Origin of the sequence: Nocardioides sp. W7 (assembly GCF_022919075.1) — a bacterium.
Lineage (GTDB): Bacteria > Actinomycetota > Actinomycetes > Propionibacteriales > Nocardioidaceae > Nocardioides.
In genome coordinates, this window is record NZ_CP095078.1 from 4,191,249 (window position 1) to 4,211,354 (window position 20,106).

Annotated in this window: 17 protein-coding genes; 10 read left to right on the plus strand and 7 right to left on the minus strand. The window is 71.6% G+C overall.

Annotated elements, in window-relative coordinates; genetic code table 11:
* Positions 1-7: 7 nt before the first annotated feature.
* Positions 8-3,142, minus strand: coding sequence for a response regulator (locus tag MUB56_RS19740; protein ID WP_244928717.1), 3,135 nt, complete (start codon positions 3,140-3,142; stop codon positions 8-10).
* Positions 3,143-3,200: 58 nt separating this feature from the next.
* Between MUB56_RS19740 and MUB56_RS19745 the strand changes: the two genes are divergently transcribed.
* Positions 3,201-4,103 carry a TIGR01777 family oxidoreductase gene (locus tag MUB56_RS19745; RefSeq protein ID WP_244928718.1) on the plus strand — a complete coding sequence of 301 codons (903 nt, stop codon included), beginning with the start codon at positions 3,201-3,203 and terminating at the stop codon, positions 4,101-4,103.
* On the opposite strand, the gene MUB56_RS19750 is transcribed toward MUB56_RS19745, so the two are convergent.
* Complete coding sequence (locus tag MUB56_RS19750) at positions 4,066-4,599, minus strand: hypothetical protein (RefSeq protein WP_244928719.1); 534 nt, start codon at positions 4,597-4,599, stop codon at positions 4,066-4,068. The two genes, MUB56_RS19745 and MUB56_RS19750, sit on opposite strands and share 38 nt — an antisense overlap.
* An 89-nt stretch (positions 4,600-4,688) precedes the next feature.
* Here MUB56_RS19750 and MUB56_RS19755 point away from each other — a divergent pair, with 89 nt between their 5' ends.
* The 6 genes from MUB56_RS19755 (at position 4,689) to MUB56_RS19780 (ending at position 10,090) form a co-directional block, all read left to right on the plus strand.
* On the plus strand, positions 4,689-5,576 hold the full coding sequence (locus MUB56_RS19755; RefSeq protein ID WP_244928720.1) for an alpha/beta hydrolase-fold protein: 888 nt from the start codon (positions 4,689-4,691) through the stop codon (positions 5,574-5,576).
* A complete protein-coding gene (gene lipB / locus MUB56_RS19760; RefSeq protein ID WP_244928721.1) occupies positions 5,573-6,286 on the plus strand; it encodes a lipoyl(octanoyl) transferase LipB in 714 nt (237 codons plus the stop codon). The genes MUB56_RS19755 and lipB overlap by 4 nt, the downstream gene beginning before the upstream one ends.
* Positions 6,287-6,388: 102 nt before the next feature.
* Positions 6,389-7,336, plus strand: a complete 948-nt coding sequence (locus MUB56_RS19765) for an ABC transporter ATP-binding protein (protein WP_244928722.1) — start codon at positions 6,389-6,391, stop codon at positions 7,334-7,336.
* A complete protein-coding gene (locus MUB56_RS19770) occupies positions 7,333-8,346 on the plus strand; it encodes a hypothetical protein (RefSeq protein WP_244928723.1) in 1,014 nt (337 codons plus the stop codon). The genes MUB56_RS19765 and MUB56_RS19770 overlap by 4 nt, the downstream gene beginning before the upstream one ends.
* A 53-nt stretch (positions 8,347-8,399) precedes the next feature.
* Positions 8,400-9,341 carry a lipoyl synthase gene (gene lipA, locus MUB56_RS19775; protein WP_244928724.1) on the plus strand — a complete coding sequence of 314 codons (942 nt, stop codon included), beginning with the start codon at positions 8,400-8,402 and terminating at the stop codon, positions 9,339-9,341.
* A 41-nt stretch (positions 9,342-9,382) separates the two neighbouring features.
* Entirely contained in the window at positions 9,383-10,090 is a 708-nt protein-coding gene (locus tag MUB56_RS19780; RefSeq protein ID WP_244928725.1) for a DUF4191 domain-containing protein, read from the plus strand.
* A gap of 27 nt (positions 10,091-10,117) precedes the next feature.
* Here MUB56_RS19780 and MUB56_RS19785 read toward each other — a convergent pair whose 3' ends face one another.
* The 3 genes from MUB56_RS19785 to MUB56_RS19795 all read right to left on the minus strand — a co-directional run bounded on the left by MUB56_RS19785 (position 10,118) and on the right by MUB56_RS19795 (position 12,237).
* Positions 10,118-10,867 carry a hypothetical protein gene (locus tag MUB56_RS19785; RefSeq protein WP_244928726.1) on the minus strand — a complete coding sequence of 250 codons (750 nt, stop codon included), beginning with the start codon at positions 10,865-10,867 and terminating at the stop codon, positions 10,118-10,120.
* Between the two features lie 24 nt (positions 10,868-10,891).
* On the minus strand, positions 10,892-11,752 hold the full coding sequence (locus tag MUB56_RS19790) for an LppX_LprAFG lipoprotein (protein ID WP_244928727.1): 861 nt from the start codon (positions 11,750-11,752) through the stop codon (positions 10,892-10,894).
* 74 nt (positions 11,753-11,826) lie between these two features.
* Positions 11,827-12,237: an RDD family protein gene (locus MUB56_RS19795; protein ID WP_244928728.1), complete on the minus strand. Its 411-nt coding sequence runs from the start codon at positions 12,235-12,237 to the stop codon at positions 11,827-11,829.
* Between the two features lie 188 nt (positions 12,238-12,425).
* Here MUB56_RS19795 and glnA point away from each other — a divergent pair, with 188 nt between their 5' ends.
* From glnA to istB, 3 genes are all read left to right on the plus strand, one after another.
* Positions 12,426-13,844 (plus strand): type I glutamate--ammonia ligase, encoded by a 1,419-nt coding sequence (gene glnA / locus MUB56_RS19800; RefSeq protein WP_244928729.1) that lies wholly within the window; start codon positions 12,426-12,428, stop codon positions 13,842-13,844.
* Positions 13,845-14,358: 514 nt separating this feature from the next.
* Positions 14,359-15,633: an IS21 family transposase gene (gene istA, locus MUB56_RS19805; RefSeq protein WP_244927736.1), complete on the plus strand. Its 1,275-nt coding sequence runs from the start codon at positions 14,359-14,361 to the stop codon at positions 15,631-15,633.
* On the plus strand, positions 15,633-16,448 hold the full coding sequence (istB, locus tag MUB56_RS19810; protein ID WP_244927737.1) for an IS21-like element helper ATPase IstB: 816 nt from the start codon (positions 15,633-15,635) through the stop codon (positions 16,446-16,448). The genes istA and istB overlap by 1 nt, the downstream gene beginning before the upstream one ends.
* Positions 16,449-16,627: 179 nt before the next feature.
* Here istB and MUB56_RS19815 read toward each other — a convergent pair whose 3' ends face one another.
* Positions 16,628-16,837 (minus strand): hypothetical protein, encoded by a 210-nt coding sequence (locus MUB56_RS19815; protein ID WP_244928730.1) that lies wholly within the window; start codon positions 16,835-16,837, stop codon positions 16,628-16,630.
* 260 nt (positions 16,838-17,097) lie between these two features.
* Complete coding sequence (locus MUB56_RS19820; protein WP_244928731.1) at positions 17,098-20,037, minus strand: CHAT domain-containing protein; 2,940 nt, start codon at positions 20,035-20,037, stop codon at positions 17,098-17,100.
* Positions 20,038-20,106 lie beyond the last annotated feature (69 nt).

Here is a 20,106-nt window from a genome sequence, read left to right on the forward strand (position 1 = left end):
TCAGGTCTCACTCTGGGCCGCGCAGCCTCCGGGCTGCGCGGCCCAGCTCGTCCACGGCCTCGATCGCGGCGACGCGGAGGCCGGTGACGGCCGCCGGGTGCGGCATCCGGCCCGTGCGCGCCGTCTCCTCCAGCTCCGCCGCCAGCGCGGCGAGCCGGGTCAGCCCGAGGTTGGCGGCGCTCCCCCGCAACCCGTGCGCGACCCGGGCGACCTCGACCGGGTCCTCGGCGGCCTCGGCGGCGTCCAGGTCGCCGATGGTCTGCGGGGCCGAGGCGCCGAACCGGGACACCATCAGCTGCACGAACTCCAGGTCGATGCCCTCGTCCTCGACGAGGTTGCGCAGCCGGACGTCCGCGTCCCCGCTGTGCGCCCAGCGCTCCAGGCTGGCCTCCAGCAGGGCCGGCACGACCGGCTTGCTGAGGAAGTCGTCCATCCCGGCCTGGCGACAGCGCTCACGCTCCACCTCGGTCGCGGCGGCGGTCATCGCCACGATCGGGATCCGGCCCACGTCGCCGCCCATCGCCCGGATCGCCCGGGTGGCGTCGAACCCGTCCATGACCGGCATCTGGCAGTCCATCAGCACGACGTCGAAGCCGGCCGGGTCGTCGGCGAGCAGCGCGAGCCCCAACGCACCGTTCTCGGCGAGCGCCAGGTCGTAGCCGAGCCGGCGCAGGATCCCCTCGGCGACGAGCTGGTTGACCGGGTTGTCCTCGACGACCAGGACCCGTCCGCGAGAGCCCGCCTCGACGTCGTCGCGGGCGGCTGGTGACGCGTCCGGCCGCCCCCGGCCGACGAGGGTCGCCAAGGTGTCGAGCAGCCTCGAGGGGAAGATCGGCTTGCCGAGATAGGCGTCGATCCCGGCGTCGGCGAGCCACTCGGCGCTCGCCTCGACCCCGGAGGAGAGCAGAGCCATCCGGAGGCCGGCGTAGCGCTCCTCGCTGCGGACCGTGCGGGCCAGCTGCTCGCCGTCCATGCCGGGCATCATGTAGTCGAGCAGCGCGACGTCGTACGGCGTGTCGCTCCGCACCGCCGTGTCCAGCTCGACCAGGGCGTCGTACGCCGAGGCGACGGTCCCGACTCGGACCCCCCAGGCCGCCAGCTGCTCGGCGAGGATGAAGCGGTTGGTCTCGTTGTCGTCCACGACCAGGACCCGCAGGCCCTCGACCGACGGCGCCGGACGCGAGTCGTCGGCGGCCCCGTCGCCGCTGGCGGGAGCGAACGCGGCGGTGAACCAGAACGTGCTGCCGACGCCGGGCTCGCTGCGGACCCCGATCCGGCCCCCCAGGGCCGAGACGATCCGCTCGCTGATCGCGAGGCCGAGGCCGGTGCCGCCGTACTCGCGGGTGGTGGAGCTGTCGGCCTGGGAGAAGGCGTCGAAGAGCCGCGACTGGACGTCGGGCTCGATGCCGATGCCGGTGTCGCGGACCTCGACGCGCAGTTCCGAGCCCTCGGTGACGGTGGCGCGGACGACGACCTCGCCCTCGTGGGTGAACTTGACCGCGTTGGCGACCAGGTTGGTGATCACCTGCCCGAAGCGCACCGGGTCACCGCGCACCAGGGCGGGGATCGACCCGGCGCTGCTCACGACCAGCTCGAGGCCGCGGGTGCTCGCCCGCTCGGCCAGCAGACTGACGCTCTGCTCGAGCACCTGGCGCGGGTCGAAGTCGACCTCCTCGAGGTCCAGGCGGCCGGCCTCGATCTTGGAGAGGTCGAGGATGTCGTTGACGAGGGCGAGCAGGGCCCGACCGGCCTGGTCGACGCCCGCGGCGAGCCGGCGCTGGTGGGCGTTGAGCTCGGTGCGTCCGAGCAGCTCGCTCAGCCCGATCACGCCGTTCAGCGGGGTGCGGATCTCGTGGCTCATCGTGGCCAGGAACTCCGACTTCGCGCGCGAGGCCTCGACAGCCGCGTCGCGCGCCCGGGCCAGCTCGTTGGCGCTCTCCTCCCGCTCGGACACGTGCCCGAGGAGGGTCAGCATCTGCCCGAAGATCGCCAGCTCGGACGTGCGGGGCGGGAGCTCCGATCGACTGTCGGAGGTGACCACGCAGACCACCTGGCCGGCGCGCGTCACCGGCCCCGAGACGAGGTAGGTGCCTCGCGGACCCGGCTCGCACAGGATCTCGGCCGACTCGACCGCTCGGGCGCCCAGCGACTGCGCCGCCGCGACCTCCTCCGAGCCGAAGTCGCCCCACCCGGTGCCGAAGTGCAGGAGCTCGCCCGGGGTCGGGAAGGACACCTGGACCGCCGGCCACTGGGTGTAGGGGCGCACCACCTCGTCGGCGGCCAGCAGCGCCTCGGGCAGCGTGCGGGCCTCGTTGGCAGCCCCGGCCATCGCGCTGAGGAACGCCAGTCCGTGCTCGTTCTCCTTGCTCTCCGTGATGTCCTGCACGGTGCCGCCCAGCCGCAGCACCGCGCCGTCGGCGGCCCGGATCGCGCGGCCGCGGATGCGGAGCCACCGGGTCGGCAGGCCCGGCGGCCGGTCGAGGCGCACGTCCACGTCGAGCATGTCCTCCGCGGCCAGCATGCGCTCGGCGGCCTCCTGGGCGGTGCCGCGGTCGTCCGGGTGCAGCCGCAGACGGAACGACTCCTGGGTCGGCACGAACGTCGCCGGGTCCACCTCGAGCACGCGGTAGAGCTCGTCGGACCAGCGCAGTACGCCGTCGCCGGCGACGTCGAGCTCCCAGCTGCCCATCCGGGCGATCGACTGGGCCTCGGCCAGCTGCAGCTCACCACGGCGGAGGTCCTCGACGAGGCGTCGCTGCACGCTGTGGTCGCGGACCCGGAGCAGCCAGCCGTGCCGGCGTCCGGCATCGTCGAGCAGCGGGACATGGCTGACCCGCGCCCAGAAGGTGCTTCCGTCGCCGCGCACCAACCGGCAGTCGATGTCGTCGCCGCGGCTGGTCTCGTCGCGCTCCTGCTCCAGGTGCGCTCGGAGCTGGGCCTGCCCCTCCTCGTCGAACGCCCGGGCCACCGGGAAGCCGACGACCTCCTCGGGCGCGAGCCCGAGCAGCTCGGCGAGACAGCTGTTGCCGTACGTCGTCACGCCGTCGTCGCCGACGACCCAGAGGCCGTCAGGGACGGCCTCCACGATCCATGCTCCGAGCTCCCCCAAGCCCGCCCGCCCCTGCGGGCTTCCGAGGTTCATGAGCCCATGGTCTCCCATCGCCCCGCACCCCGGTTTGTCTCGGGGGGAAACTGGGCCCATGCCGTCGCAGACGATCGTGATCGCCGGGGCCTCCGGGTTCCTGGGACGCCACCTCACCGACACCCTCCGCAGCCGAGGTCACGCCGTCACCACGCTGGTACGACGCCCCGCCGGCTCCGGCGAGTCCACCTGGGACCCCTACGCCGGCAGCTACGACCGCGGGATCCTCGAAGCCGCCGACGTCGTCGTCAACCTGGCCGGTGCGCCCACCCTCGGCAACCCGCACTCCGGCCGCTGGGCGCGCGAGCTCCGGGAGAGCCGGGTGACCACCACCCGGGTGCTGGCCCGGGCCGTGGCCGCGGCGGGCGGCCGGGCGGCGTACCTGGCCGGGAACGGGATCTCCTACTACGGCGACCACGGCGACGCGGTGTTGACCGAGGCCTCCGACAGTCGGGGCCAGGCGCTGCTCACCCGGATCTGCCGCGAGTGGCAGGCCGTGGCGGAGCCGGCCGCGGCGGCCGGCTCGCGGCTGGTGGTGCTCCGCACCGCGCCCGTGATGGACCGACGCAGCGCCCCGCTGAAGCAGCTCGCCCTGCTCTTCCGGGCCGGTCTCGGCGGCCGGCTCGGATCGGGGCGCCAGCACCTGGCGATGATCTCGCTGGCCGACTGGATCGGCGGGGTCGTGTACGCCGCCGAGCACGACACGCTCGCCGGTCCGGTCAACCTGTGCTGCCCGGAGGCACCGACCAATGCCGAGTTCACCCGCGCCCTGGCCCGGCAGCTGCACCGACCGGCGTTCGCGGCCGTGCCCGGCCCGCTGCTGAGCCTGGCCGCGGGGCCCATGGGCCCCGAGCTGCTCGGCTCGCTCAACGTCCGCCCCGCGGCGCTCCAGGCGGCCGGCTACGCCTTCGAGCACCACGACGTCAGCGCGGTGCTGAGGGCCGGGCTGGGAGCGTCCTGACCGCCCCGACCCGCCACTCCCCCCGGGTCTGCTCCAGGACGATCCTGCGGGTGCTCCACCCGTCGCGCGGCAGCGCCGTGCGGGTGCGCCGGCCGACGGCCTGCCCACCGGCCAGCCGGTCGGTGACCACCAGCTCCCAGCGCGGGCCCTGGCGGTTGTCGGCCCGTACGTCGAGCACCTGCATCCGCAGACCGGTCACCCGCAGGCCGCGGTCCACCCACCGGCGGAGCATGGCGACGTCCTCGCGACCGGCTCGGCTGCCCGGCGTGTAGAGGCGCCCCAGCCCCGCCGGGTCGCCTGCGGCCCAGGCCGCGGCCCGGCGTCGATCCCAGTCCGCCAGCACGGCGGCCGCCTCGGCGCGCGCGGGAACCGCCTCCGGGGCCGCCTCCACCCGCGGGGACGGATGTCGGCCATCGAGCACCGCCAGGCTCGCCGCGACCAGGACGGCGGTCGCCAGCAGCGCCAGGACGACGAGCGGCAGGCGGGGAGCACTCACCGTCCGTTCCTACCGGGCCGCGGGCCGGACCGCGACCGCTCCTCCACAGGCTCAGCGAGCCGCGCCCACCCGGCTGCCAGAATGCCGGGATGCCCCGCCTCTCCCGTCGCGCCGTCCTGCTCGGCGGCGGCTCGACCGCCGCGGTGGCAGCCGCCGGCGCCGCCGGTGTCCACCAGGGAGTGCTCCCCGGCCGGGTCTGGGCCCAGGCCCGGCTCGGCCTGAACGGCGAGGCCGGCGTCGTCCCGGACGTAGCGCCCGGCCCGGTGATCACCGGGAGCTTCCGCTCCGAGCACCGCGGCGGGGTGGAGACCGGCTGGGCCCTGGCCCGACCTCCGGCAGCGGTCGGCACGCTGCCGCTGGTGGTCGCGCTGCACCCGCTCGGCAGCAATCACGCGAAGCTCCTCGGCCCCGAGCTGGAGCTGGACCGGTTCCTGGCCGCGCAGGCCGCGGAAGGACCGTCGTACGCCGTGGCGACCGTCGACGGCGGCACCAGCTACTGGCACCCGCGTCCCGACGGCGAGGACGCCTCCGCGATGGTCGTCGACGAGCTGCTGCCGCTGCTCGCCCAGCACGACGTCGACACCACCCGGTTCGGGCTGCTCGGCTGGTCGATGGGCGGCTACGGCGCGCTGCGGCTCGCCGGCCTCCTGGGCCCCGAGCGAGTGCTGGGCGTGGCCGTCGCCAGCCCCGCACTGTGGACCGACGCCGACGAGGCCTCCCCGACGGGCTTCGCGGACGCCGACGAGTACGAGCAGCACTCGGTGCTGGGCCGGCAGGCCGACCTGGACGGCATCCCGGTCCGCCTCGAGTGCGGCACCGGCGACCCGTTCTACCGTGCGACCGAGGAGTACGCCGACGGCTTCCCCGCGGGCGCCGAGGTGACGGCGAGCTTCGAGCCGGGGGCCCACGACGGGGCGTACTGGCGACGGGTGCTGCCCGGCCAGCTGTCCTTCCTCGGGCGTAGGCTCGACGCGTGAACTTCGAGGACGCCGGACTGGTCGACTACCTCGCCGCCTGGGACCTGCAGCGCGAGGTGCACGCCCGCGTCGCCGACGGCGAGCAGCCCGACACCGTGCTGCTGCTCGAGCACCCGCCGGTCTTCACCGCCGGCAAGCGCACCCAGCCGCACGACCGGCCGCTCGACCCCAACGGCGCCCCCGTCGTCGACGTCGACCGCGGCGGCACCATCACCTTCCACGGCCCCGGCCAGCTGGTCGGCTACCCGATCGTCGCCCTCCCCGACCACGTCAAGGTCGTCGACTACGTGCGCCGGGTCGAGGAGGCCCTCATCCAGGTCTGCGCCGACCTCGGCGTGACCACCGCGCGGGTGCCCGGCCGCAGCGGGGTGTGGCTGCGCGCCGACGACCGCGGTCCGGAGCGCAAAATTGCCGCCATCGGCATCCGAGTGAGTCGCGGCGTGACCATGCACGGCTTCTCGCTCAACTGCGACGTCGACCTGAGCTGGTTCGACCGGTTCGTCCCGTGCAGCATCGCCGACGCCGGCGTCACCTCGCTGTCGGCCGAGCTCGGCCGCGACGTCCCGGTGACCGAGGTGCTGCCGTCGGTGCGCCGCCACCTGGGCGAGCTGCTCGCCTGGACGCCGTACGCCGCCACCCCCGACTACGACCCGCGTCCCGACCCCGCCAAGGGCCCCCGGATCGAGCTGCTGACGCCCGGACCGCGCTAGACCTCTGGGCGCGTTCGGCCACCACGCAACCGAACGGACTGCTTGGATCGTCTGAGTTTCGACCGGACGACTGCCGGTCGCACCCGCGGCGAGAGGCAGTACGTGACGGACCTGGTGATCGAGACCTCGGCGCTGCGCAAGGAGTTCCGGAACCGCAAGGGCCGACGGGTGGCCGTGCAGGGCCTCGACCTGGCGGTGCCCGCCGGCGGGGTGCACGGGTTCCTCGGGCCCAACGGCTCGGGCAAGACCACGACGATCCGGATGCTGCTCGGCCTGGCACGGGCCACCAGCGGCTCGATGCGGCTCTTCGGCCGCCCGGTGCCCGACGCGCTGCCCGAGGTCATCGGCCGGGTCGGCGCCGTCGTCGAGTCGCCGAAGTTCTCACCCAACTTCACCGGCCGACAGAACCTGCTGCTCCTCGCCCGCTCCATCGGCGCGCCCGACAGCCGGGTCGCCGCCGCCGTGCAGACGGTCGGCCTGACCGGCCGCGACGGCGACCGCTACAAGGGCTACTCGCTCGGCATGAAGCAGCGGCTCGCGATCGCCGCCACCCTTCTCAAGGACCCCCGGTTGCTGATCCTCGACGAGCCGACCAACGGCCTCGACCCCGCGGGCATCCGAGAGATCCGCGAGACCATCCGCTCGCTCGGTGAGTCCGGGGTGACGGTGCTGCTGAGCTCGCACATCCTCGCCGAGGTGCAGCACGTCTGCACCTCCGCGACGATCATCGGCAACGGCCGGCTGCTCGCCTCCGGCACCGTCGAGGACCTGCTCGGCGCGGGTACGGCGTACCGCGTCGCCGTCCCGGACCCCGAGGCCGCGGGTGCCGCCTTGGCGGCGGCCGGCCTCGCCGCCGCCCCCGAGCCCAGCGGCGGGCTGCGGGTCGAGACCGAGGACCCGGCGGCCGTCACCCGCGCCCTCGCCGGCGCGGGCATCTGGCTCACCGAGCTGTCCCCGCTGCGGCCGGACCTGGAGACGTTCTTCCTCCAGCTCACCGCCGCCGACAACCTGGCCACCTCCGCCGCCCCGACCAGCGAGGTGGCCCGATGATCGCCCTGCTGCGCGTCGAGCTCACCCGGCTCCGCTGGCGACGGGCCGTCTGGCTGCTGGTGGCCGCCTGCGTCGTGGTCCCGACGATCATCGCGATCTCCGCGATCCTGACCAGCCGGCCGCCGTCCGCCGACGAGCTGGCCCGCATCGAGCAGCAGGTCGCCGAGGAGCGCGAGCAGCCCTACGTCCAGGAGGAGCTCCAGACCTGCCTCGACGAGCCGGGTCAGTACGGCGTCGACCCGGAGTCCGCCGGCCTCCAGGCCGAGTGCGAGGAGATGGTGCTGCCGCAGGTCGAGTGGTACGGCGGCTTCGAGCAGCTGAGCCTGCGCGACCAGATGGACTTCGGCGACGGTCTCGTCGTCGTCACGGTGCTGACCCTGCTGCTGATGCTCGCCGGCACCACGTTCATCGGGCACGACTGGAGCAGCGGGTCGATGAGCAACCAGCTGCTCTTCGAGTCCCGTCGGAGCCGGATCTGGGCCGCCAAGGGCGTCGTGGTGACGCTGATGGCGTTCCTGACCGCGACGGTCGTCTCCTCGGCGTACTGGCTGGCGCTGTGGGCCGTGGTCCGCTCTCGCGACCTCCCGAGCGGGACCGGCCTGCTCCTCGACTGTTTGCAGTTCGGGCTCCGCGGCGCCCTCTTCGCCGCCGCGGCGGCCCTGGGCGGGTTCGTCCTCACCATGCTGTTCCGCAGCACCGTCGCCACCGTCGGGGTGCTCTTCGCCCTCTCGGTCGGCGGCGGGGCGCTGATCGCGGTGCTGGGCCTCGCCGGCAACTGGCAGCCCGGACCCAACCTCGAGGCGATCGTCAAGAACGGGACGACCTACTTCGTGGAGGTTCCCGAGCACTGCTACGACCAGGCGGCGGAGGGCCCCGAGCCCCTGCCGGACTCCGTGTGCGACGAGGAGCAGGAGCTCTCGCTCGGCCACGGCGCCGCCTACTACGGCGTCCTGCTGCTCGGCGGCTCGGTGCTCTCGGGGCTCTCGTTCGCCCGCCGGGACGTGCCGTAGACCACCCCCGCCGGATCGGCTCGGGTCAGGCCACCGGCGTACAGTTCTTCGATGTGACTCAAGCTCCTGTCCCCGAAGGTCGCAAGCTCCTCCGCCTGGAGGTCCGCAACGCCGAGACCCCCATCGAGCGCAAGCCGGAGTGGATCAAGACCCGGGCGAAGATGGGCCCGGAGTACAAGGAGCTCATGGGGCTGGTGAAGTCCGAGGGGCTGCACACGGTCTGCCAGGAGGCGGGCTGTCCCAACATCTTCGAGTGCTGGGAGGACCGTGAGGCGACCTTCCTCATCGGCGGCGACCAGTGCACGCGACGCTGTGACTTCTGCCAGATCGACACCGGCAAGCCCCAGCCGCTCGACCGCGACGAGCCGCGCCGGGTCGCTGAGTCGGTGCAGAAGATGGAGCTGCGCTACGCCACCATCACCGGCGTCGCCCGCGACGACCTCGAGGACGGCGGCGCCTGGCTGTACGCCGAGACGGTCCGCGCCATCCACGAGCTCAACCCGGGCACCGGCGTCGAGAACCTGGTCCCCGACTTCAACGGCAAGCCCGACCTGCTGGCCGAGGTCTTCGAGTCCCGGCCCGAGGTGCTCGCCCACAACGTCGAGACGGTGCCGCGGATCTTCAAGCGGATCCGCCCCGCCTTCCGCTACGAGCGCTCCCTCGACGTGCTGACCCAGGCCCGCGCGTTCGGGCTGGTCACCAAGTCCAACCTGATCCTCGGCATGGGCGAGACCCGCGAGGAGGTCTCGCAGGCGCTGCGCGACCTGCACGACGCCGGGTGCGACCTGGTCACCATCACCCAGTACCTCCGCCCCTCGCTGCGCCACCACCCGGTCGAGCGCTGGGTCAAGCCCGAGGAGTTCGTGGAGCTGCAGGCCGAGGCCGAGGAGATCGGCTTCGCCGGCGCCCTGTCCGGCCCGCTCGTGCGTTCGTCCTACCGCGCCGGCCGGCTGTACCGTCAGGCCATCGAGGCCCGCGCCAGCGCGTCGGCCTGAACCCAGTCCCCAGCACTTCGGCAGATAGGCAGCAGCACCGCATGGCCAACCCGAACCCCGCGGCTGACATGAGCCGGCGGCAGCAGTTCGTCGAGACCTACCGTCTCACCAAGAAGACCGACCCCCGCGTCGGCCTGGTCCTCCTCGCCACCTTCGTGGTCGCGGCAGCGGCGGGCTTCGCGATCTTCTGGCTGCTCCCCGGCTCGGGCATCATCGCCTGGATCATGTCGATCGTCGGCGCGCTGCTGTTCGGCGCGCTGGCCACGATGATCCTGTTCGGCCGCAAGGCGCAGCGCTCGGCGTACTCCCAGATGGAGGGGCAGCCCGGCGCCGCCGCCGCGGCGCTCCGGATGCTGCGGCGTGGCTGGGTCACCGAGCCGGCCATCGCCTTCAACCGCCAGCAGGACGTCGTGCACCGCCTGGTCGGCCCTCCCGGCATCGTGCTCATCGGCGAGGGCAACCCGGGCCGGGTGCGCCAGCTGCTGGCCGCCGAGCACCGCAAGCACGAGCGGGTCGTCATCGACGCGCCGATCCACGACATCGTCTGCGGGCGCGGCGAGGGCGAGGTGCCGCTGCCCAAGCTGGTGCGGCACGTCCAGAAGCTCGGCCGCCAGGTCAAGGGCCCGGAGATCACCGACATCCTCAACCGGCTCAAGGCCATCGACGCGCGCCGCGGCACGATCCCGCTGCCCAAGGGCCCGGTGCCGACGAGCATGAAGGGCATGCGCGGCAACCTGCGCGGTCGCTGAGCCGCACTCCCGGAGCAAGCCCGCGCCTCACCGGCGGTAGCCCCCGTCGGAGGGGCCGGCGCCCTCCTCGGTCTCGTTCCCACCGGTGAGCTGCTCCCAGAGGTAGGACGAGATGAATCCGGCGTACCCCTTCTCGGCCCACTGCTGCGAGTGCCGCTCCTCGTGGTGCAGGAGCCGGTCGAGGTCGAGCTTGCCCTGGTAGACGTCGCCGTCGTCGTCCTGGTACGTCGCCCGGCCGGACTCGATGGCGGACCTCAGCGTGGCGGCGGGGTCGTCCACCTCGTCGACGTTGAGCAGGAAGATGTCGCCGTACGTCGTGCCGCCCCGCTGGCTGAGGAGACCCTGCAGCCGGTTGCCGCCCAGGCCGATCAGGATCGCGTTGGGAGTGCTGGCCAGCCGGCCGCCGTTGCCGTGCACGAACGCCACTCCCCGGTCGTAGCTCCAGCTGTTCGCCGCTTGGCGGCCGACGATCCGCCGCACCTCCGTCGAGGAGTACGGCGTCTCCTCGAAGTCGTTGTCGGTGCTCGCGGGACCGTAGTCGGTGCCGGCGTTCAGGACATAGGTCAGCAGCACCGCCCGACGGGCGTCGTCGGAGCCGATGTCGTCGGGCAGCAGGAAGAACGACTTGCCGTCGAGGTCGCGGACCTCCTCGAGGCGGTCGAGGAGCCCGAAGTCCTCCGGCGTGAGGTCGTGCTCCGCGGCGATCTGCAGGATCGTGCTGGAGTCGACCCCCCGCCGCTCGGCGTTGTCCAGCCACCGGGCGTAGGCGCCGCTCATCGAGGCTCCCCCGCCCGGACCGGGCTAGCCCGCCGTGGTCAGGTCGGGGAAGTCGGTCACCTGGTTGCTCGGCGGCGCCTCGATCGTGACGTCCTTGCCCCAGTCGGTGAAGTCCATGGAGACCGCACCGAGGCCCTCGCCCATGTCGATCTCCATCCGGCGGAAGAGGTCGTCGGCGAAGTAGACGGTGTAGCTGAACTCCTCCGGGACGTCGACGCCCTCCGGGATCTCCTGGCCCTGCGCCGCCAGCACCTCGGCCGCGTCGACGGTCACCACGTAGGCGTCGGCGGAGTCGCCGTCGACGTCCTGCTCGCCCTGGTAGACCACCGAGGAGAGGCCGTCCTCGAACTGCTCGAACATCGCCTTCGGGTCCAGTTGGCTGGTGAAGCTCTGTCCGAGCGGGTTGTCGGGATCGTTGAGGTCGAGCTTGAAGTACTTGTCGTCGGCCCCCATGCCGGGCATCTTCATGTACATCACGCCGTCGACCATGACGGTCTCGATGCCAGCGCCCGGCATCATGCCGCCGCTCATCGTCAGCTGCATCTCGACCGGGGTCTTCGAGTAGTCGGCGTCACCCTCGCCCTGCATCGCGCCGGCGGCGGTGCTCATGTCCATCGTCATGTGCACGGTGGTGGCATCCTCGAAGGCCCCTTCGAAGATCTTCATGAAGGCGGCCGGCTCGATCTCCTCGCCCGCGGCGACGTCCGCGGCGGCGTCCGCGTCACCGCTCTCCTCGACGTCGTCTGCCGGAGACGGGGTCGAGGACGCGGCGGGCTCCTTCGCGGCCGATCCCCCGTCGTCGCCGCAGGCGGCGAGTGTGGTCAGGGCGAGGGGCGCCAGGGCGGCGACGGCAAGGCGGCGGACAGGGAGGGTACGGCGCGACATGGGAGGCGACCTTTCGTGGGAGTCGCTTCGAGCCTAACCAGCGACCGTACGACCGAAACTGGCCGCGGTGCTGCTCAGCGCCCGGTCAGCGTGCGCCAGGTCTGCAGGTCCACGGTCGCCGAGCCCGCGACGAGGTCGTGCAGGCCCCGACCGTCGGGCCGGAAGACGAGCGGCGGGATCACCAGCGCGACCATCACCGACCGGAGCAACGCCTGCAGCAGGCCGATCGGACGGGGGTCGCCGTCGACCCGAACCACCCGGAGCCGGGTCACGAGCTTGCCGAACGAGCCGCCGGCCAGAGCCGTGCCGAGCGCCGACTCGAGGACGTACACGCCCAGGACCAGCCACTGCGCGCGGCTGCCGGTCTCGCCGTACGCGTCGATCCCGACGAAGGCGATGACCACGAGCGTCGAGGCGAACCAGTCCACCAGGAGAGCGATCACACGGCGGGCCCAGCTGGTCGTCTCGAAGGTCGGCGAGGTCACGGCCGTCAGGGTAGAGGGAGGGCGCCGCCAGGCGGGATCCGGCATACCTGTTACCTCGGCGAAACAGGGTGGCAATGACCCGGACACGGGCCCTGCGCTAAGTTGCGAGCAACCAGCCGGCGCATTGTGGCACCGGGCCTTCCGCACTTCCGCACCACGGCTGCCGCTCCAGCAGCCAAGGAGGATGAATGTTCCAGAACAGCGACGAGCTGCTCAAGTACGTCAAGGACGAAGGTGTCGAGATGGTCGACATCCGGTTCTGCGACCTGCCCGGCATCATGCAGCACTTCACGGTCCCGGTCTCCTCGTTCGACCAGTCGGTGTTCGACGACGGCCTCGCCTTCGACGGCTCGTCGATCCGTGGGTTCCAGGCGATCAACGAGTCCGACATGGCTCTGTTCCCGGACCCGACCACGGCGTTCATCGACCCGTTCCGGACCGCCAAGACGCTGGTCCTGAACTTCTTCATCCACGACCCGATCACGGGCGAGGCATACTCGCGCGACCCGCGCAACATCGCGCGCAAGGCGCTGACGTACCTCGAGACGACGGGCATCGCGGACACCGCGTACTTCGCGCCCGAGGCCGAGTTCTACATCTTCGACTCGGTCCGCTACTCCACCTCCGCCAACGAGGGCTACTACCACATCGACTCGGTCGAGGGCTGGTGGAACTCCGGCAAGGAGGGCGACAACCTCGGCTACAAGACCCGCTTCAAGGGCGGCTACTTCCCCGTCGCGCCGTACGACCACTACGGCGACCTGCGCGACGACATGGTCAAGAACCTCGAGGCGTCGGGCCTGCTCGTCGAGCGCGCCCACCACGAGGTCGGCACCGCGGGTCAGGCGGAGATCAACTACCGCTTCGACACGCTGCTCAAGGCCGCCGACGACGTGATGAAGTTCAAGTACATCATCAAGAACACCGCCTGGCACCAGGGCAAGTCGGTCACCTTCATGCCGAAGCCGATCTTCGGTGACAACGGCTCGGGCATGCACGTCCACCAGTCGCTGTGGAAGAACGGCGACCCGCTGTTCTACGACGAGACCGGGTACGGCGGCCTCTCCGAGATGGCCCGCCACTACATCGGCGGCATCCTCAAGCACGCCCCGTCGCTGCTGGCCTTCACCAACCCCACGGTGAACTCCTACCACCGCCTGGTGCCCGGCTTCGAGGCCCCGATCTCGCTGGTGTACTCCTCGCGCAACCGGTCCGCCTCGGTCCGCATCCCGATCACCGGGTCGAACCCGAAGGCCAAGCGCGTCGAGACCCGTTTCCCCGACCCGTCGGCGAACCCCTACCTCGCCTTCGCGGCCCTGATGCTCGCCGGCATCGACGGCGTCAAGAACAAGATCGAGCCCCCCGCGCCGATCGACAAGGACATCTACGAGCTCCCGCCGGACGAGATGGCCGAGATCGACCAGGTCCCGACCTCGCTGGACGCCGTCCTCAACGCACTCGAGGACGACCACGAGTACCTCACGGCCGGCAACGTCTTCACGCCGGACCTGATCGAGACCTGGATCGACTACAAGCGCACCCACGAGATCGCGCCCGTGCAGCTGCGCCCGCACCCGCACGAGTTCGAGCTCTACTACGACATCTGACCGGACTTCCGGCTGTGGTCGTTCGACCACCCCGAACAACCACAAGAACAACCGCTGACCTGTGCAAACGCCGCCGAGCGACCCTTTGGTCGCTCGGCGGCGTTTTGCTGTTGTTAGTCGCTCGTCTGTGACAGATCCGGTACAGATTCTGGCAGCACCATCCCCTGCCACACGATCTTCAGGGGCCTCGGGGTAGGTCGCCGCAGCGGCCTCGGCCCGGGGTCGGTTGCCCGAGCCACCAGCGTCGCATCCCACGGTTCGGCGACCATCGCTGCGCGTCTCGAGTCAGCTTGCTGCCACATCATTACCGCCGGCGTGATCGCTCCCGTGCGGGCTATGGAACCGGGAGCCTTTGGGCCGCGACGTCGGGTGGACCGGGCAGCCGGGCACCCAGGCTGGTCGACGCCCAAGAACTGCGGGATGTCGACGGCACGTGAAAACTGACCCCCGAACGGCAACTGAAAACTGACCCCCTCCGAGACCCTGTCCTCATCTCGAGGCAGGGGGATGCGGAGTGTTGTCAGTGGAGGACTGGGCTGAGATCCGCCGGTTGCACCGTGCGGAGGGAGTGCCGATCAAGGTGATCGCCAGGTCGATGGGGATCTCGAAGAACACGGTGCGGAAGGCGCTGCGCGACGTCGGTGCCCCGCGTTACGAGCGGCCGGCGCGGGGATCGTTGGTCGATGAGGTCGAGCCGCGGATTCGTGAGTTGTTGCGGGTCACGCCCACGATGCCGGCAACGGTCGTTGCTGAGCGGATCGGGTGGGTGCATTCGATCCGGACGCTGCGCACCCGGGTGAGCGAGCTACGGCCGGTGTACCTGCCGCCGGACCCGTCCTCGCGCACGATCTATGAGGCTGGTGGGTTGGCGCAGTTCGACTTCTGGTTCCCCGACATCGAGTTGCCGGTGGGCTTCGGCCAGAGGCGGACCGCGAAGCGGTTGCCGGTGATGACGATGGTGTCGGGCTACTCGCACTGGACCAGCGCGGTGCTGATCCCGCGCCGAGAGAGCGAGGACCTGTTTCCCGGCTGGTGGCACCTGATCCAGCAGTTGGGCGCGGTCCCGAAGCTGCTGGTGTGGGACGGCGAGGGTGCCATCGGGCGGTGGCGCCCCAAGGAGTCCGCGCTCACCACCGAGTGCCAGGCATTCCGCGGCGTGCTCGGCACCAAGGTCTACGTGTGCAAGCCAGCCGACCCTGAGGCCAAGGGCATGCTCGAGCGGTTCCACGACTACCTGGAGCGCTCGTTCCTGCCCGGCCGGGAGTTCACCGGCCCTGAGGACTTCAACACCCAGCTGGCCGGGTTCGTCGTGAAGGCCAACGCCCGGAAGATGCGGGTCCTGGGATGCGCACCGAACGATCGGATCGCCGCCGACCGGGCCGCGATGATGCCGCTGCCACCAGTGCCGCCCGAGGTCGGGTGGCGCAAGTCGATGCGGCTGCCACGCGATCACTACATCCGCCTCGATTCCAACGACTACTCCGTGCACCCCGCCGTGGTCGGGCGCCGGATTGAGGTCCACGCCGACCTGGCCCGGGTGTGGGTGACGTGTGAGGGCGCGATCGTCGCCGACCACGCCCGGGTATGGGCCCAGCACCAGACGATCAGCGACTTCGAGCACACCGTGGCCGCGAAGCTCCTGCGGCAAGGACGCGGCGACCTGCTCCGCCCGGTCGCCGATGCGGTGACCGGCGAGGAGGTCGAGATCCGATCGCTCGGCGTCTACGACCAGGTCCTCGGGCTCGTCGATCCCCTGTCCGACGGCCTGGTCGACGAGGAGGTGTCGTGATGACCACGCCGAGCACGGCGAAGAGGACCGCGAGGGCCGGTCGCGACGTCACGAGCGAGCTGGAGTTCCTGACCCGAGCGTTGAAGGCGCCCACGCTGCGCGAGTCTGTCGCACGGTTGGCCGTACGGGCCCGGGAGGAGTCGTGGACGCACGAGGAGTTCCTCGCCGCGTGTCTGCAACGTGAGGTGTCGGCGCGGGAGTCCCACGGTGGTGAGGGCCGCATCCGCGCCGCCCGGTTCCCGTCGAGGAAGAGCCTGGAGGACTTCGACTACGACCACGCCCGTGGCCTGAAGCGGGAGACCATCGCGCACCTGGGCACCCTGGACTTCGTCGCGGGCAAGGAGAACGTGGTCCTGCTCGGCCCGCCAGGGACGGGGAAGACCCACCTGGCCACCGGGCTCGCGATCCGGGCCTGTCAGGCCGGACACCGGGTCCAGTTCGCCACCGCCAGCCAGTGGGTCGACCGGCTCGCCGAGGCCCATCACGCCGGCCGGCTGCAAGACGAGCTGCGCCGCCTGGTCCGCTACCCGGTCCTGGTGATCGACGAGGTCGGCTACATCCCTTTCGAACCCGAGGCGGCGAACCTGTTCTTCCAGCTCGTCTCATCGCGCTACGAGCGCGCCAGCCTGATCGTCACGTCCAACAAGAACTTTGCCCGCTGGGGCGAGGTCTTTGTCGACGACACCGTCGCCGCCGCGATGATCGACCGGCTCGTCCACCACGCCGAGGTCATCGCCTTGAAGGGCGACTCCTACCGGCTGAAGAACCGAGAACTCGGCCGCGTCCCCGCGGCCGTCACCGAAGAGAACCAGTGAACAAGAGGGGGTCAGTTTTCGATTGCCGCGAGGGGGTCAGTTTTCAGCCGCCGTTGACACGGGACAACGGCGATGTCGCTTCCTACCTTGGCGTGACCAAGCAGACCGTCTCGTCTTGGCGGAGGACGGGCTACGGCCCGGTCGGCTTCCGTGTCGGAGAGCACCTACGCTTGCGGGCATCAATCGTGATCAGTTGGACGGTGCAACTCGAGAAGAATCAGTGATCCCGACAGGCCATCGGCCTGAGGCCGAATCGGTTCCAGCGCCACCAGGCCGTAGATGCTGTCCGCATTGCTGGTCACCCGGTCGGACTCAGCCAAGGACTTGGGGTTGGTCCGGCACTCGACGCCGAAGGCCAGCGGACCACCGTCCGGCGTCGGTCCGATCACGCCCCCACCTGCATCTCTCCCAGCGTGCCACCCCCTCGGACATGGCCCGACGCTCCCGCGCGGCCTGCGGTCCCGGCAGGTCGCCGTCACCCCCAGCCGACGGCGACCCACCTGGCCGGCAGGCGATGGACGACCTGATGCCCCCACGAACCACCACGGCGTCCGGCGCGACCCATCCGCTCAGCCAGCATCACAGTGCACGCGCCGACAACCCAGACCCCCTGCCCAACTGTCACGGTGGCAGCGACGGGACCGGCGTCTCAGCAGCCGAAGACGGTGAAGGCCTCAGCCGTCACGAGCAGGTCGGCCCGCTCCCGCGGATCACGGGTCTCGTCGCCGCCCCAGCGTCGAAGATCGGCGCGAGCGAGCGCGAGCGCCCGTGCCGGCGGCAACCCGCCCCCGACCCAGTGTCGGTAGAACGCCGCAGTGAACGCGCCGGCGGCCCGGTCCTCCACGGGCCACAGCGGTGCCACGACCCCGGATGCTCCTGCGCGGAGCAGCCAGGTCGGAAAACCCCTGGCCTCGTCGGGAAGCTCCTCGGCCGAGGCGCCGAGCCAGCAACAGGTCAGAACCACGAACGTCCCGGCCAGCCGGGGCGGGAGTTCGCGCTCCGAGAGGACTCCCGCCTGATGATCGGCCTCGTTGGTGAGCAGGACCCGGATGCCCTCGCCGTTCAGCTGCCCGTGCGCAGCGACGTGGACGACCTCGACCTGCGGATCGTCGAGCGCTCCGCGCAGGGCAGCGGCCGTGGCCGCGCGGCGCGTCAGGTGGGTGGCGCCGTAGTAGGCGCTGAGGTCCTCGCCCTCCGCTTCGGCGCCGGGCAGCGGTGGCCAGGTTCGGCCGTCGAAGTCGCACGGCGTCGGATTGGTGACGGCAACGATCCTCGGTTCGACCCCGGGGCCCGCGGTGCCCACGGCGGCGAGGTGGATCCGCCCCGAGACCGCCACGCTCACCGACGCCCAGCCCTCAACGTCCAGGAGGGCGGCGGTCACCGGAAGGGAAATCAGACCGCCTCCCGGCACCAGTCGCAACGCACCCCCGTTGCCCGACGGGAGTGCCGCCCCGACCAGTTCGGCGATCCGGCCCTGGACGTCGGCCACGGCCTCCGCGTCGGGCACCGGGTGGTCACCACGAACTGCGCGCCCGCCCTCGACAACATCCGTCCAGCCGTCGAGGTCTGCGCGGAGGTCAGCCACCTCGTCCATGGTCAGGTCCTCGAGCCACGTCACCCGGATCGTCGGGCCGGCGGGGTCGGGCGCGAGGTCGACCCGCATCCCGCTGTCCTGACCCGCCGCGAGATAGGTCAGCTGCTCCCCCGTGCGCGCGACGAAGTCCAGCAGTGCCACGACGGTGGCGCTCGGCGCAATGGGCCCGATGAGGGCTTCGACGGCCGATCGGGCCTCACGCATCTCAACCAGAGCGCCCGCCAGTTGCCCGGAGGTCGATGCCGGGTCGATGCCACCGTCGAGAGGGCTGAGCCGGATGGCGCCGCGCAGGAGCGCACGGACGCGTTCGGTCGCCACGGCGTACCGGTCAGCCACGGCCTCGTGACCCGTGGCGCGGGCCTGGTGCAGGGCGAACGACTCGTGGCCCAGGTGCCCGGCGGCCTCGATGCCGGCGCCGCGCTCGAGCAGCTCCACACTCGCGGTCAGGTCGCCGACCCGGGCCGCGCCGATCGCGCCGAGGGTCGCCGCGCCCTGCACCGGGCGCAACCAGTCGATCCACTCGTGCGACGCGATCGCGCCCAGGACTTCATCGACGGCGGCGAGCGCTCGGTCCGCCGCCCAGGCGGCCAGCGACCAGCGCTCGTCCCGCACGGCGATCTCCGCGACGTGCTGCCAGGCCCGCAGGCGCAGCAGGGTCATCTGCTCACGACGAGCCACGCGGAGCGCCAGGCTCAGCGCGAGGTCGAGGTGGCGGTCGGAGACTTCGTCGTGCAGGGCCCGGCGGTACGCCGTCCGGGCGTGCTCGAGGTCGCGCAGGTCGGCCCACGAGTCGCCACCCGCCTGCCGCGCGTCGACCAGCCGGTGCAGCTCCAGCGCCCGCTCCAGGTCCGTCACGTCGTGGCTGACGAGATACCGGCAACGAAGGCAGACCGCCAGATTGTGGTCGAGCGCCTCGGACGCGGCGCCGGACGCAGCCGGACGCACCTCGTGGATCACGTCGATCGCCTCGTCGAGCGCGTCGGTGTCACCCGTGTGGTCGAAGACCGTCTGCAGTGCGGCGACCAGGCCGGTCACCGCGACGTAGAACTCCATCGTGCCTGCACTGGCCTGCTCCACCGCGCGTCGATAGTGGTCCACCGCGCGATCGGCCGCGGCGGCATCGCCGCGCAGCGCTGCGTCGTTGACCTCGACCGAACCCAACGCCGCGGCCACCGACGATCGCATCGGATGGTCGTCGGGCAGCAAAGCGAATCGCACCTCGACGGCCGCGCGGGCAGCCGCGAGTCCGTCATTGATGCTCACCGTCCGCCACCTCTCGGACAAGACACCGAGCAGGGTCAGCTCGACCCGGATCCGGGTCTGCTCCCACGGGGCACGCAACTCGGCGGGAGCGGACTGCTCGCCTACCGCCAGGACCGCGAGCGCCTCCTCGGCAACGGCGGCGGCGTGATCGAAGTCCTCCTGCGATCCGGTCGCCGAGGCGCGCGCGAGGTAGATGTTCGACTCGTTGTTCGCCAGCGCCGCCCTCGTCACCGGATCGAGCACACCGTTGTGACGGCGGGCGCACAGTGCGATGGCGCTCGACAGAACCGCTGGGTCCCGGTTGCGTTCGTAGTCGGCCAACAGTCCGGCAGTGCTGGAGTTGAGCAGGTCATGGGTGTACTGGTCCGGGGGCGCGTCGACCGCGGTCACGGCCGCGACCAGCACTGCCACGTCGTCCGTCCCGGTCCGTCTTCGAAGGCGCTCGCCGCGAGCCACCAGCTCCACGGCGAGGAACGCCCGCCGGTCGGCCCCCGGGGGTGGCGATGCCGTCAGCGCGACCGCTGCGTCGAGTGCGTCGTCGTCCTGGGCACCCTGCGCACGGGCCACCCGCACCTGCGCGCTCAGGAGTACGCCGGAAGCCGGGCTCAGCACGCCGCGTCGCACATCGGCGTCGACCGCCGCCACGAACGCTCGCCATGCCTCCGCGCCACCAGCGGCGAAGTAGTCGGTCGCGGCCGCAGCGGTCGCAGACGAGTGCGGGGGTGCGTACATCAACGGACCTCGCGTGTGTCGTCGGCGGCGGCAGATGCCGATGTCGGCGGAAGTCATCTTGCCGTGACG

Bases quoted from the DNA above. Each gene is read 5' to 3' on its own strand.
- MUB56_RS19740 (WP_244928717.1), bottom strand. From the start codon at position 3,142: ATGAACCTCGGAAGCCCGCAGGGGCGGGCGGGCTTGGGGGAGCTCGGA.
- MUB56_RS19745 (WP_244928718.1), top strand. From the start codon at position 3,201: ATGCCGTCGCAGACGATCGTGATCGCCGGGGCCTCCGGGTTCCTGGGA.
- MUB56_RS19755 (WP_244928720.1), top strand. From the start codon at position 4,689: ATGCCCCGCCTCTCCCGTCGCGCCGTCCTGCTCGGCGGCGGCTCGACC.
- MUB56_RS19770 (WP_244928723.1), top strand. From the start codon at position 7,333: ATGATCGCCCTGCTGCGCGTCGAGCTCACCCGGCTCCGCTGGCGACGG.
- MUB56_RS19780 (WP_244928725.1), top strand. From the start codon at position 9,383: ATGGCCAACCCGAACCCCGCGGCTGACATGAGCCGGCGGCAGCAGTTC.
- MUB56_RS19785 (WP_244928726.1), bottom strand. From the start codon at position 10,867: ATGAGCGGCGCCTACGCCCGGTGGCTGGACAACGCCGAGCGGCGGGGG.
- MUB56_RS19790 (WP_244928727.1), bottom strand. From the start codon at position 11,752: ATGTCGCGCCGTACCCTCCCTGTCCGCCGCCTTGCCGTCGCCGCCCTG.
- glnA (WP_244928729.1), top strand. From the start codon at position 12,426: ATGTTCCAGAACAGCGACGAGCTGCTCAAGTACGTCAAGGACGAAGGT.
- istB (WP_244927737.1), top strand. From the start codon at position 15,633: ATGACCACGCCGAGCACGGCGAAGAGGACCGCGAGGGCCGGTCGCGAC.
- MUB56_RS19820 (WP_244928731.1), bottom strand. From the start codon at position 20,037: ATGTACGCACCCCCGCACTCGTCTGCGACCGCTGCGGCCGCGACCGAC.